12 protein-coding genes are annotated in these 12,971 nt (G+C 33.9%); 6 read left to right on the top strand and 6 right to left on the bottom strand.

Features of this window, described 5'->3' with window-relative positions; genetic code table 11:
• The first annotated feature begins 18 nt into the window (after positions 1 to 18).
• Positions 19 to 321: a hypothetical protein gene (locus GQ46_RS01525; RefSeq protein ID WP_044397711.1), complete on the top strand. Its 303-nt coding sequence runs from the start codon at positions 19 to 21 to the stop codon at positions 319 to 321.
• On the opposite strand, the gene GQ46_RS01520 is transcribed toward GQ46_RS01525, so the two are convergent.
• The 3 genes from GQ46_RS01520 to GQ46_RS01510 all read right to left on the bottom strand — a co-directional run bounded on the left by GQ46_RS01520 (position 302) and on the right by GQ46_RS01510 (position 2,590).
• Complete coding sequence (locus GQ46_RS01520) at positions 302 to 817, bottom strand: DinB family protein (protein ID WP_044397709.1); 516 nt, start codon at positions 815 to 817, stop codon at positions 302 to 304. The two genes, GQ46_RS01525 and GQ46_RS01520, sit on opposite strands and share 20 nt — an antisense overlap.
• Positions 818 to 893: 76 nt before the next feature.
• Positions 894 to 1,373: an Lrp/AsnC family transcriptional regulator gene (locus GQ46_RS01515; RefSeq protein WP_044397707.1), complete on the bottom strand. Its 480-nt coding sequence runs from the start codon at positions 1,371 to 1,373 to the stop codon at positions 894 to 896.
• Positions 1,374 to 1,444: 71 nt separating this feature from the next.
• Entirely contained in the window at positions 1,445 to 2,590 is a 1,146-nt protein-coding gene (locus GQ46_RS01510; protein ID WP_044397705.1) for a M14 family zinc carboxypeptidase, read from the bottom strand.
• A 311-nt stretch (positions 2,591 to 2,901) separates the two neighbouring features.
• On the opposite strand from GQ46_RS01510, the gene GQ46_RS01505 reads away from it, so the two are divergent.
• From GQ46_RS01505 to GQ46_RS01490, 4 genes are all read left to right on the top strand, one after another.
• On the top strand, positions 2,902 to 3,321 hold the full coding sequence (locus GQ46_RS01505; protein ID WP_044397703.1) for a helix-turn-helix transcriptional regulator: 420 nt from the start codon (positions 2,902 to 2,904) through the stop codon (positions 3,319 to 3,321).
• A gap of 536 nt (positions 3,322 to 3,857) precedes the next feature.
• Positions 3,858 to 4,559 carry a hypothetical protein gene (locus GQ46_RS17835; protein WP_197077322.1) on the top strand — a complete coding sequence of 234 codons (702 nt, stop codon included), beginning with the start codon at positions 3,858 to 3,860 and terminating at the stop codon, positions 4,557 to 4,559.
• 6 nt (positions 4,560 to 4,565) lie between these two features.
• Positions 4,566 to 5,375, top strand: a complete 810-nt coding sequence (locus GQ46_RS01495) for a TerC family protein (protein WP_044397700.1) — start codon at positions 4,566 to 4,568, stop codon at positions 5,373 to 5,375.
• 50 nt (positions 5,376 to 5,425) lie between these two features.
• Complete coding sequence (locus GQ46_RS01490; protein ID WP_044404376.1) at positions 5,426 to 6,553, top strand: hypothetical protein; 1,128 nt, start codon at positions 5,426 to 5,428, stop codon at positions 6,551 to 6,553.
• A gap of 50 nt (positions 6,554 to 6,603) precedes the next feature.
• Here GQ46_RS01490 and GQ46_RS01485 read toward each other — a convergent pair whose 3' ends face one another.
• Positions 6,604 to 9,264 carry a DNA gyrase/topoisomerase IV subunit A gene (locus GQ46_RS01485; protein ID WP_044397699.1) on the bottom strand — a complete coding sequence of 887 codons (2,661 nt, stop codon included), beginning with the start codon at positions 9,262 to 9,264 and terminating at the stop codon, positions 6,604 to 6,606.
• A 273-nt stretch (positions 9,265 to 9,537) separates the two neighbouring features.
• Positions 9,538 to 11,421, bottom strand: coding sequence for a DNA topoisomerase IV subunit B (locus GQ46_RS01480; protein WP_044397698.1), 1,884 nt, complete (start codon positions 11,419 to 11,421; stop codon positions 9,538 to 9,540).
• Between the two features lie 230 nt (positions 11,422 to 11,651).
• On the opposite strand from GQ46_RS01480, the gene GQ46_RS01475 reads away from it, so the two are divergent.
• Positions 11,652 to 12,479: a phosphatase PAP2 family protein gene (locus GQ46_RS01475; RefSeq protein WP_044397696.1), complete on the top strand. Its 828-nt coding sequence runs from the start codon at positions 11,652 to 11,654 to the stop codon at positions 12,477 to 12,479.
• On the opposite strand, the gene GQ46_RS01470 is transcribed toward GQ46_RS01475, so the two are convergent.
• A complete protein-coding gene (locus GQ46_RS01470; RefSeq protein ID WP_044397693.1) occupies positions 12,476 to 12,928 on the bottom strand; it encodes an SRPBCC family protein in 453 nt (150 codons plus the stop codon). The genes GQ46_RS01475 and GQ46_RS01470 overlap by 4 nt on opposite strands.
• Positions 12,929 to 12,971 lie beyond the last annotated feature (43 nt).

Genomic DNA, 12,971 nt, shown 5'->3' with positions numbered 1-12,971 from the left:
TTTTAATTTTTTTTAGTTATGCGAAGAGTTATTGTTGATTATAAAAAACTTACACCAGAAGTACTAAGTCTGTTAACACAAAAATATCCTGATGGATATAGTGATAAGGATATTATCATTTTTGACAACCATAAAAATGAGACCATAGAAGCGGTTGAAGTTAAAACTGAAGACACTATTTATTTAGTTAAAGTGAGCAGTAAACTACATTACACCATGACTAACTTTGATGAGGATGAAGAACTCGAACTTAATGATTTAGGTCATATTATTGTAGACTTTGACTTTGGTGAGGAAGAAATTACAGATAGCGCTGTTTGATAATATTTTCATGATGCTTTTCGTGACCTATAATAAGAAAACCTAGCGCTCTAACTGAAACCGCTCCTCCACCTGCGACTCCCTTAGACTTAAGCATGTTATCGTTAAAACTTTTAAACAGGCTAATTGTAGATTGCCTTTGCGCAGAAAACTCTTCAACTAAATCTCTTACGGTTCTATTATTTGCCAAGCTTGACGGTACATATTTATTTTCGTCAAAACCCAAAACAGGCGTTTTATCTTCTCTTGCAAAACGTAAGGCACGATAACAAAATATGCGTTCAGTGTCTAATAAATGACTTATTATTTCCTTTATAGTCCATTTACTTTCTGCATAGCGATAGTCTAATTTACTTTCTGGAATGGATTGAAAAAAATCGCTCATTTGTGCCAATCCTTTTTCCAATCCTTCCATAAGTTCAATGCTTCCTGCTTGATCGATGTAATTTTTAAAATAAGGTATGTATTCGCTTTGGTCCAGTTGTTTTGCATTCATAAAAGGCGCTTTTTTGAGATCATAAAAAAAGTCCTTTAGTTTGCACCAAAGGACTTTGTGTGTGTTATTAGTTTTCTTATAAAGAATTGAAAATATCGTGCATCAGTCGTCTTTTATCATTGATGCTCTCTTCTAAAGAAATCATCGTTTCTGTCCTGTACACACCTTCAATATCATCTAATCTAAAAATAATTTCCTTTGCATGTTCGGTATTCTTTGCTCTAATTTTACAGAAAACATTAAATTTTCCTGTGGTAACATGAGCTACCGTTACATAAGGGATTTCATTTATGCGCTCTAACACAAACTTAGTTTGCGAAGTATTCTGAAGAAAAACTCCAACATAAGCGATAAAAGAATATCCTAATTTTTTGTAATCTAGAGTTAAAGAAGAGCCTTTAATTATACCCGCATCTTCCATTTTTTTTACTCTTACATGCACTGTACCCGCAGAAATCAATAATTTTTTTGCAATATCTGTGAAAGGTACCCTCGTATTATCAATCAACATATCAAGGATTTGATGATCAATTTCGTCTAATTTAAATTTTGCCATTTACACTAATTAATTAAATATAAATCAAAAATAATACAATTTCGCTGAATTATCCATATTTATAATTGAGTTTATTCAATATTTAATGAAAACTTTACATTAGAAATGTTTACGAAATCGATTTCGTTTCCCAGAACAAGCTGCTGCCCATTTAATGTTAACACTTCATTATAATTGGCTTTCAAGGTTTTATGTGCGTAAAAACCCTTTAATTTTTCTATTTTTTCAATTTGTGGAATAAAATGCACAATATTATCAACTAAACGTTCTTGGTACTGAATAGCAATATCAACTATTTCATTATTATATTTTGCATCCTTAATGATAATGTCGTAAAAACACTTTTCATTTTGAGGGATTTTCGAATACTCCGAATAGCTATTGGTATTAATTTCATTAGATGCTACCAATTGAATAGCGCGTAGTAACGACTGAAACATAAAACGCCTTACCTCTTCTCTATTGTAGTCGTTTTTATAGTGTCCAGCTTCAAATAAAATCGTTGGCACATTTAATGTTTGAAACGTGTCACCTACACAATTAATGTTGTAAGCATCATCGTAAATACCCACCTGATTTGGAATTTCAAGTTGAAGCATACTATTCATATCGTTAATTAAAGACATAGCAACCTGCCTGTTATCTGTTACATTACGCGCCTGGTCTTGTGTTGGTGATAAGAAAGAGATTGTAGCACTATTATTTGTTTTACCTGCACCAAAAATAGTACGCTGGCCGTGTAAATTGAAACAAAAATGTGGTTTAAACGCATTAAAGAAATCCCGTAAGACTCTACTTTCTGGTTGAGATAAGTCTTTAGCATCACGATTTAGGTCTATAGCATTAGCATTTAATCTTGTATAGGCCTTTGCGCCATCTGGATTTAATAGCGGAATAATAGCAATAGTACACGCTTTCAAAATAGCCAGAGTAAGCGCGTTTGACTCATTAAAAAGGTTTAATAAATCGAAGATTGCTTTTGTCGTAGTTGATTCATTGCCGTGCATTTGAGACCACATAAGTATTCTTTTTGGACCATTACCAATGCTAATGGAATGAATAGCTTCACCTAGAACCGAATGACCAATAGGTTCAATCGTAAAATTATTTTTATGTTTTATAAGAAGTGGTTTAATATGTTCAGCATGAATATAACGCCCAGAGAGCGTTTCTTCTTTATGTGTTTCAAAAAGTGTTTTAAGTGTGTTTGTGTCCATTAGGCATTATTGTGTTACAAATGTAAACATTATCTTATTCACAAATGTAAACAATTAAATTTACAATTGTAATTTACAGATGTAACCAATAATAAGCTTTTAAGTACTAAACAAAGCACCTTAAATAGCTAATAAACATGAGCTTACCTAAATATGCTTATATTATTGTATTTCAGTAAGTTATATCACACCACTTAAAGTGTTTAATTAATAAAAACAAGATGTTTTAGGGACTTATTTTATACTTTTACGCATAAAATTTACAATTGTAAACACTGTATTTCAATCTATTTGTTTACATTTGTATAGCAATGATAAACAACGAAGATTTTACGAATAGACTCAAAAAAGTCATTGATTACTATAGCGAAAGTGCCTCTTCCTTTGCCGAAGAAATTGGTGTACAGCGCTCAAGTATTTCTCATATACTCTCTGGTAGAAATAAACCCAGTTTAGAATTTGTACTTAAAGTACTCTCTTCTTTTCCTGAGGTTGAATTGTATTGGTTGATGAACGGGAAAGGAACATTTCCTTCAGAAAAAAACACTTCAGTTAATCTTGAAGAAAAAGTTGAATCTAAAAACCAAGATTTATTTTCTGAACCAATTTCTCAAAATTCAAATTCAGAAACACCTGAATTGCAAAAACCAATAGATGCTTCCAAAAAAGAAATTGATCGTATCGTCATTTTTTATAAAGATGGTAGTTTTTCAAATTTTGAGAATTCGTAAGTCAGTCCATGACATTTTCAAATACGCGATGTATAAGCAAGTGGTTTAAATGAACATAATTTTAAAAAAATTAAATCGATATCTAAAAAGCTATATTAAGAAACACCATCATTTCAAAAACCAATAGCTGCTTCCAAAAAAGAAATTAATTGTACCGTCTTTTTTTATAAAGCTAGTACTTCTCAAATTTTGAGAATTCGTAAGTCAGTCCATAAAATTTTCAAATACGCGATTTATAAGCAAGTCGTATATATGAACAAAATTCAAAAAAAATCTGAACCGTTTTCTAAAAAGCTATATTAAGAAACACCACTATTTCAAAAACCAATAGCTGCTTCCAAAAAAGAAATTGATTGTACCGTCTTTTTTTATAAAGCTAGTACTTCTCATATTTTGAGAATTCGTAAGTCAGTCCATAAAATTTTCAAATACGCGATTTATAAGCACGTGATATAAATGAAAATAATTGAATACTTTTTGCGATAAACCACGTACTCAATTCTTTCATTTTGTAATTTTGCTGTAAATTCAAATTTATGAGAGTATTACTCTTTTTATTATTAGTCACAAGCTTTTATAATTGTAATCAACCCGAACGTCAATGTAAAGACTACAAGACTGGAAGCTTTCAGTTTGAGTATTCACAAAATGGTAAAACTAAAATTGGTTATATTGAGAGAACTGAAAATCTTCAGATAGAAAGATATGACAATACAATAGATTCCTCAGAGGTGCGATGGATTAATGATTGTGAAGTTATTTTTAAAACCATTAATCCTAAACGTATGATTGATAAAAATGACATTCATTTAAAAATTATAGCAACTACTGATTCAAGTTATACTTTTGAATACAATTATGTTGGAAAAAATATAAAACAAAAAGGAACTGCTTTCGTTAGCAAGCCGGCACCACAAATTACTATTGAAGACCACTCCAATTTTTACAGAATTACAGACAACACTTTAATTCGTGATAACGATACGCTTACAAGTCTAAAAACCGAAGACGGAAAAATTACTCTGTATTATAAAGGAGAAAATAACACTACAGAAGAGGGTTATGATTACAAAATAATTTCTCAAAAAAACACAATAACACATAAAACGAATCAATTTTTAGAACTCACCAATATTAAAGACACACTCAAATATGAGATTTTACTAAATTCTAAAACATCCTTATCACTTATGTATTTGCCTACTGGCAAAATGTATCACTTTACATCTACAAAATAATTACTTATGCTTGACTTTCTACTAACCTCAGATGCTATTTTCGCATTACTAACTTTAACTTTTTTGGAGATAATATTAGGAATAGATAATATTGTTTTTATTTCTATTGCGGCTAATAAACTACCTAAAGAACAACGTGGTAAAGTGACAAATATTGGTTTATTATTAGCCATGGTACAACGCATTATTTTGTTGTTTTTTGTATCGTTTTTAGTCGGTTTATCGAAACCATTTTTTATTGTAGAAAAAGATTGGTTGCACCTCGAGATTAGTTGGCAAGCCATCATTTTATTTGTAGGTGGATTATTTTTAATTTATAAATCGACTTCAGAAATTAGAGAGAAGGTTGAAGCGCCTAGTCATGATGAAGATGAAATAAAAGGTAAAGTGATAAAGTCTCTTCAACAAGCGATTGTTCAGATTCTAATTATTGATTTTATATTTTCTATCGATTCCATATTAACAGCCGTTGGGATGACTAATGGATTATCTAATAATCAAAATCACAATTTAGTATTAATGATTATTGCTGTTGTAATTTCTATAGTCGTCATGATTGCTTTTGCAAATAAAATTAGACGTTTTATAGACGAAAATCCTAGTGTTCAAATTTTAGGTTTGTCGTTTTTAATCCTCATTGGTTTTATGCTAATTACCGAAGCTGGCCATTTATCGCACACGTCTGTCTTTGGAAATACAGTTGGTGCTATACCAAAAGGATATTTATATTTTGCTATTGCGTTTTCTTTGTTTGTGGAATTTTTAAATCAGAAAATTGGGAAAACAAAAACAGACGAGAAGAAAAACACTTTATAAGAAAATCTTAAACTGTGTCTGCTCCGTATATGAAGTTAGAACAATTACTGATGAAAAACTTAGCCATCCGCCTAAAAATTTATTTTTTTTTAGTTTTATCCTGTATAGCATTTAGTTGTACTCAAAGTAATGACGTTGATGTAACATCCCCCGCTACAGAACTGGAGAACCCCTTGGAGAATCCTCAAAATGGACCAGCTGCCGGCAACCCCAATGGGAATGCAGCTATTCCTATTGTCGCTGGTTTAGAAGATGTATCGGAACCTGACGTTATAATTGGAAATGGCACTCCTGAAAGTTGTACTTGTGAAGCTGTTGTTGATGCAGTATCCCAAGGAGGAAAGATAATTTTTAACTGTGGTTCTGACCCTCACACCATTATTATGAATCAACCTGCTAAAGTATTTAACAATGCTAATCCCAATATAGTTATTGATGGTGGTGGATTGATTACTTTGAGTGGTGGTGATACAACTCGTATTTTATATATGAACACCTGTGACCCAGATCAAGTATGGACAACCAATCAATGTCAGAATCAAGACCATCCAAAGCTCACTGTTCAAAACATAACATTTATAAATGGTAACTCAACTTCAGAAACTCAGTATACTGGTGGAGGAGCAATTTGGGTTCGTGGAGGTCGTTTTAAAGTAGTGAATTCTCGCTTTTTTAATAATGTTTGTGAAAGTACTGGTCCTGATGTAGGAGGTGGAGCCATAAGAGTTTTTAGTCAATACAACAATCAACCCGTTTATGTAGTTAACACGACCTTTGGGGGTGGTGAAGGCTATGGAAATAGGGGTTCAAATGGTGGAGGCATTAGTAGTATTGGGGTCTCTTGGACAATTATAAACAGTCTTTTTTCTCATAACAATGCTATAGGAAATGGGGGGAACCCGGCAGAATCAGGAACTCCAGGTGGCGGTAGTGGTGGTGCCATTTATAATGATGGGAATACCATGACGCTAACTCTACTTGGTTCTCTTTTAGAAGAAAACGAAGTAAATGCTTATGGTTCATCTATTTTCTTTGTTAGTAATGACCACTCTGGTACTATTAATATAGATCATTCTGTAATTAGAAATAATCACGGAGGGTCTTGGTATCCTGTATACCCAAGTATTTCTATGCATAGTGACACCAATATTGTGGTCACTAATTCTACAATAGAATAAATGCGTAACTTACAGCTAGTCTTTTTTCAATCACTTACAATAATATTACTCTAAAACATACTAGCCTGTCCTTTTTCGTCGGTATCTAAATCTTCAGCTTTATCATTTGTTTTAGCGCTATTAGTTTTTGTATTGCTGTTTTCAGAAACATCAACTTCATCTACCACTTCCAAATCTTCTGCATGTACTTCTTCGGGCGCTTCGTACGGCAAAGGATCAAGCAAATCGATAGTCTTAATTTTCTCTTTGGTTAACTGATTTCCTAAAGCTGAAATTCCTTTAACCGTAATGAATTCCTCAAGATTTACTTCTAAATCATCTTTACGGTCTTTACCTCTTTCCTTCGCAAAAACAACCTGTGCCATTGGTTTCCAATCGGTAGAAACAATCTCCAATTGTGATTTTGGATGCTCTGTGATGAATAATTCTTCCTTGTTTTCGTTTTCAATTAAAAAACGCTTAACAAAATATTTCTCTTTTTCACCATCAAAATAAATCGCAGAGATAGGTTTTTTCGGAATCCATTTTTCCATTACAATCATATCATCATCAAAATGCGTTGTCACTTCGGGAATAATAGTTTTTGCAATTCCTTTTTGATTAATCACTAAAATGCGATCTTCTCCTCTAAATTCACCAACTAACTCACCACGACCGTCAACATTTAATCGTCGTACAGTATCATCAAACCATATTTTACGGGGCTTTAAAGTTGAAATCCCTTTTTCTTTTAATTCAATTGATTTAATGGCATATTTAGTGACAACATTTCCTTTAGAAGCGCGACCTTTAATTAAAATCTCCGCAAAATCAACATCCCATTTTAGTTTTTTAATACTACCAACCTGACGTAAGTAAATGGTAATCACTTCTGCTTCACCGTTTGGATTTGCCGAGAAATACCAAAGTTTTGATCCTTTATTACCATTGGTTAAATCGTATTCTTTATCTCTTGTAATTGAAGTGACTGCAAAACGTTTTATATACGATGCCCCTTTCGCACCATCACGATAGATTAGATTATAAATAGTCCGTTTGTCTTTCTTTTTAAAGACCGCTACATGAATAATATCTTTCCCTATAAAGGTTTTAGAATCTACTTTAGTGACCATCATTTTACCCTCTGCCGTAAAGGTAATAATATCATCAATATCACTACAATCACACACGTATTCATCACGTTTTAAAGAGGTTCCAATAAAACCTTCTTCTTTGTTTACGTAGAGTTTGGTGTTACGTATTACCACTTTAGTCGCATCAACATCATCAAAAGCCCTTAACTCAGTTTTACGTTCTTTACCTTCACTATATTCTTTTTTAAGTCTGGTAAAATAAGTGACTGCGTAAGCTATAAGGTTTGCTAAATGGTGTTTTACTTCAGCAATTTGTTCTTCTAAAGCGTCTATTTTTTGTTGTGCTTTATCGATATCAAATTTAGAAATACGCTTGATTCGAATTTCGGTTAAGCGGGTAATATCTTCTTCGGTAATGGCCCGTTTCAAGTGCTTGATATGTGGTTGCAACCCTTTGTCGATAGCGGCAATAACTCCTTCCCAAGTTTCTTCTTCTTCAATATCGCGATAGACTCTATTCTCGATGAAAATACGCTCTAAACTTGCAAAATGCCACTGTTCTTCATGCTCACCGAGCCTAATTTCGAGTTCCTGGCGTAATAAATCTACCGTATTGTCTGTACTGCGACGTAACATTTCGGTCACGCCAACAAACAAAGGTTTATTGTCTTCAATCACACAGCCTAAAGGCGAAATCGAATTCTCACAAGCGGTAAATGCATAGAGTGCATCAATGGTTTTGTCTGGCGACAACCCCGAAGGTAAATGAATAAGAATCTCTACGTTAGCAGCCGTATTATCGTCTATTTTTTTGATTTTAATTTTTCCTTTCTCATTCGCTTTAAGAATAGAATCTATAAGCGTTGTTGTCGTTGTACCAAAAGGAATTTCGGTAATGACTAAGGTGTTTTTATCGAGCTGAGAAATTTTAGCACGAACACGTACTTTACCACCCCGTAAACCATCATTATACCCAGAACAATCTGCAATCCCACCAGTTGCAAAATCGGGTAAAATGGTAAACCGTTTTCCTTGAAGATGCTTAATAGAGGCATCAATAAGTTCTATAAAATTATGGGATAGTATTTTAGTAGATAGTCCCACTGCAATTCCTTCTCCGCCTTGTGCCAGCAGTAATGGAAACATTACCGGAAGATTAACAGGCTCTTTACGACGCCCATCATAACTCTGTTGCCACTCGGTAATTTTCGGATTAAACACCACATCTAAACCAAACTTAGAAATACGTGCTTCGATATAACGTGCAGCTGCTGCTCTATCTCCTGTTAAAATATTCCCCCAGTTTCCCTGAGTATCTATTAACAGGTCTTTTTGCCCTATCTGCACCATGGCATCTGCAATACTAGCATCCCCATGTGGATGGTATTGCATGGTATGCCCAACAATGTTTGCTACTTTATTATAGCGACCATCATCCAAGTCTTTCATAGAGTGCATGATACGGCGTTGTACAGGCTTAAAACCATCTTCTATTGCTGGTACTGCACGTTCTAAAATGACATAGGAAGCATAATCTAAAAACCACTCCTTATACATACCAGTAATTCTGGTTATTGTTTCTTGTGGTTCTTGGTTGTCTAAATTTTCGTTAGTTAGGTCGTCGTTTTCTTCTATCATATTTTTCTGTCATTCCTAGAAATAGGGGGCTTATTTTTTTGTGGATTCCGCATCAAATGCGGAATGACAAACATTTCATAATATCTCTTTTATTTTTTAATCCGTTTTTTACACGTTTATTTACTTGTTGTTCAGCTCGCTAAGACTACTCTACTTACATTCCCTCAAACTCCTAAATCGCCCGTATAGATTTTATAAAACTACTAACCAAAAAGTAAAATAAAACATACTATTTTAAATAATTTCAGTTCGAATACACTAATTCTTTTCTATTTACTTAGCAGTTTCTGCCTTCAATGGAACATCAGCCTCTATCAAATCCAGCTCCACTTTCAAATTATCAATAATAAACTCTTGTCGTGTTGGTGTATTTTTACCCATATAAAAAGACAATAAATCTTCAATAGACATATTATCGTCTAACATTACTGGGTCTAAGCGAATATCATCACCTATAAAATGTACAAACTCATCTGGTGATATTTCACCTAATCCTTTAAATCGGGTAATTTCTGGTTTTGGTTTTAGTTTTTCTAAGGCATCACGACGCTCTTCCTCTGAATAACAATAAATGGTTTCCTTTTTATTTCTAACTCTAAATAATGGCGTTTGCAAGATGTATAAATGGCCTTCTTTTATCACTTCTGGAAAAAACTGAAGAAAAAACGTTATTAACAATAAACGAATGTGCATACCATCAACATCGGCATCTGTTGCAATAACCACGTTATTATAGCGCAGATCTTCAAGTGATTCTTCAATATTTAAAGCAGCCTGTAATAAGTTAAACTCCTCGTTTTCATACACGATTTTCTTTGTGAGTCCGTAGCAATTTAAAGGCTTTCCTTTCAAACTAAAAACAGCTTGCGTATTAACATCACGTGATTTCGTAATACTTCCAGAAGCCGAATCTCCCTCGGTAATAAATAAGGTAGATTCTAAGTTACGTTCATTTTTAATGTCGCCAAAATGCACACGACAATCCCGCAATTTCTTATTGTGAAGACTGGCTTTTTTAGCTCTGTCTTTAGCTAATTTTCGAATCCCTGAAAGCTCTTTACGTTCGCGCTCTGCTTGCATGATCTTGCGCTGAATTTTATCGGCTGTTTCTGGATTTTTATGTAAATAATTATCTAACTGCGTTTTTAAGAAGTCTGAAATGTAGGTTCTCACCGTTGGTAAATCGCCACCCATATCTGTAGAGCCTAACTTCGTTTTGGTCTGACTCTCAAAAACGGGCTCCATAACTTTGATGGCCACTGCAGAAACCACAGATTTCCTAATATCTGAGGCATCATATTGTTTACCAAAAAACTCCCGAATGGTTTTTACTAAACCTTCTCTAAACGCATTTAAGTGCGTCCCTCCTTGCGTTGTGTTTTGGCCATTAACAAAACTATTATACTCTTCGCTATACTGGGTTTTACTATGAGTGAGCGCTACTTCAATATCATTCCCACGAAGGTGAATGATTGGGTACAGTAAGTCGCTTTCTGCTATCTTTTCAGCTAAAAGATCTTTTAAACCATTCTCACTGTAGAATTTTTCACCATTAAAAACTATCGTTAAACCTGGATTTAGGTACACATAGTTTTTAATCATCTTAACTATATATTCATTTCTGTATTTATAGTTTTTAAAAATCACCTCGTCAGGAATGAAAGATACTTTGGTTCCTTTACGTCTTGAGGTATCGTCTAGTAAATCTTGATTGGTAAGATTACCTTGTTCAAATTCTGCTGAAGCGCTTTTATTATCACGGGTAGATTCTACTCTAAAAAAAGACGATAATGCATTCACTGCTTTGGTACCAACACCATTTAATCCTACTGATTTTTTAAAGGCCTTTGAGTCATATTTTCCTCCCGTATTCATCTTAGAAACCACATCTACTACTTTTCCTAAAGGAATTCCACGACCATAATCACGAACAATAACCTTGCTACCTTGAATAGAAATCTCAATGGTTTTACCTGCGCCCATAACATACTCATCAATAGAGTTGTCTAGGACTTCTTTTAGCAGAATATAGATACCATCGTCTGGAGAAGAACCATCTCCCAATTTTCCAATATACATTCCCGGACGCATGCGAATATGCTCTTTCCAGTCAAGCGAGCGTATATTATCTTCGGTATATTTGGTTTCTTCAGACATAGATTTGAGTAAGATTTCGTGATAGTGTGCTAATATAATATAACGCTATAAAAAATGAAACACTGCATTGATAAAGTAATTAACAATGTTTTTTGATAAGTATCGTTAATCGTTTTGTCAGGTATTAATCTGTCTACATTTGAGCTTTATAAGTTAAACTATTACTAAAAATACAATAAAATGTTTACTATTAATTAATCTCGATTATTTTTGATAAATTCCTTAAACTTATGAAAAAGACTTTATTCATTCTACTTCTTTTACCTTTACTTGTTATAAAGACATACGCTCAAAAAAACACCTCTCCCTATGAGTGGGATTGGACGAGGGATGGTATATGGACAGGTACTGCTTTAGCAGGAAGTGTTGGTGGTTTATTAATTATTGCAGATAAAGACCCTTTTACCGTTAACGAATTAGCAGCCTTTCAAACCAAAGTCGATAACATTAATTTTGTAGATCGCTGGGCTGCTGGGAATTACTCTGAAGAAGCCAGTAAGTTTAGTGATATCCCTTTTGCATTATCTTTTGCAGCTCCCTTTGTGTTGCTTTTAGATGATGAAGCCAACAATCATTCGGGACAGTTATTTGGTATTTATATTGAAAGTTTGGCTACAACCTCTGCCCTATTCTCAATAACCGCTGGTTTGACTAAGAGAGCTAGACCATATGTATATGGTAGTGATGCGCCGCTAGATAAAGTTGAAAGCACCTCTGCTACCCGATCGTTCTATTCTGGACATGTGGCAGCTACTACAACAGCGACCTTTTTTGCCGCTAAAGTATATCAGGATTTCAATCCAGATTCTCCAGCAATACCTTATGTGTGGGCTGGAGCAGCAACTTTGCCTGCTTTAGTAGGGTATTTTAGAATGCAAGCTGGACAACATTTTTTGTCAGACGTCGTATTAGGGTATAGTTTAGGTGCTCTTGCGGGCTATTATATTCCTGAACTACATAAAAGAAAAGACGAAACAGCTATTGGCTTCACTCCTATTATGGGGCAAACGCGATTTGGAGATAACTACCAAGGCTTTTGCCTAAGTTATACGTTTTAGCGGCTTTCTATCTGCTCTTTTAAAAACTGATTTCTGGTTTTCAATAGATTTATCATATACTGTTTTAAGAACAGTCTGTTTGCGAGTTTCCCAAAGATTCCAAAAGGCGATTCAAATTGAAACCGATCAGTCATGATTGTTTGGTTGTTTTCCTGTTTGAAAATATGTTCATGTTTAAAACTCTTAAACGCGCCAGAAACCATTTCATCTACAAAATACTTTGGCGCATCAAATGCTATGATTTTTGAGGTCAGCTGTTGTTTGATACCAAAATGAAACGCTTCCCAGGTGACCCATTCATTTAAACCAATTAAACCAGAGGTTTTACCTGCAACTGCCTTTTCTTTAGAATGTACTAATGACGCTTTATGAAAATCAATATCGCGAGATAAATCAAAACAGGTTTGAATGTCTGCGTTTAGTATGGTTTTAATCTCTATTAGTGGCATATTTAACTATACTTAAATAAAAACGAGATGACATCGCATCTCG

Source organism: Lacinutrix sp. Hel_I_90 (assembly GCF_000934685.1).
Classification (GTDB): Bacteria; Bacteroidota; Bacteroidia; order Flavobacteriales; family Flavobacteriaceae; genus Lacinutrix.
The sequence above is the reverse complement of the archived record's forward strand: the minus strand, read 5'-3'. Positions and strand labels throughout refer to the sequence as shown.

What these genes read in the sequence shown, in the direction of transcription:
- GQ46_RS01525 (WP_044397711.1), top strand. Translation starts at nt 19, where the DNA reads ATGCGAAGAGTTATTGTTGATTATAAAAAACTTACACCAGAAGTACTA.
- GQ46_RS01520 (WP_044397709.1), bottom strand. Translation starts at nt 817, where the DNA reads ATGAATGCAAAACAACTGGACCAAAGCGAATACATACCTTATTTTAAA.
- GQ46_RS01515 (WP_044397707.1), bottom strand. Translation starts at nt 1,373, where the DNA reads ATGGCAAAATTTAAATTAGACGAAATTGATCATCAAATCCTTGATATG.
- GQ46_RS01510 (WP_044397705.1), bottom strand. Translation starts at nt 2,590, where the DNA reads ATGGACACAAACACACTTAAAACACTTTTTGAAACACATAAAGAAGAA.
- GQ46_RS01505 (WP_044397703.1), top strand. Translation starts at nt 2,902, where the DNA reads ATGATAAACAACGAAGATTTTACGAATAGACTCAAAAAAGTCATTGAT.
- GQ46_RS17835 (WP_197077322.1), top strand. Translation starts at nt 3,858, where the DNA reads ATGAGAGTATTACTCTTTTTATTATTAGTCACAAGCTTTTATAATTGT.
- GQ46_RS01495 (WP_044397700.1), top strand. Translation starts at nt 4,566, where the DNA reads ATGCTTGACTTTCTACTAACCTCAGATGCTATTTTCGCATTACTAACT.
- GQ46_RS01490 (WP_044404376.1), top strand. Translation starts at nt 5,426, where the DNA reads ATGAAAAACTTAGCCATCCGCCTAAAAATTTATTTTTTTTTAGTTTTA.
- GQ46_RS01485 (WP_044397699.1), bottom strand. Translation starts at nt 9,264, where the DNA reads ATGATAGAAGAAAACGACGACCTAACTAACGAAAATTTAGACAACCAA.
- GQ46_RS01480 (WP_044397698.1), bottom strand. Translation starts at nt 11,421, where the DNA reads ATGTCTGAAGAAACCAAATATACCGAAGATAATATACGCTCGCTTGAC.
- GQ46_RS01475 (WP_044397696.1), top strand. Translation starts at nt 11,652, where the DNA reads ATGAAAAAGACTTTATTCATTCTACTTCTTTTACCTTTACTTGTTATA.
- GQ46_RS01470 (WP_044397693.1), bottom strand. Translation starts at nt 12,928, where the DNA reads ATGCCACTAATAGAGATTAAAACCATACTAAACGCAGACATTCAAACC.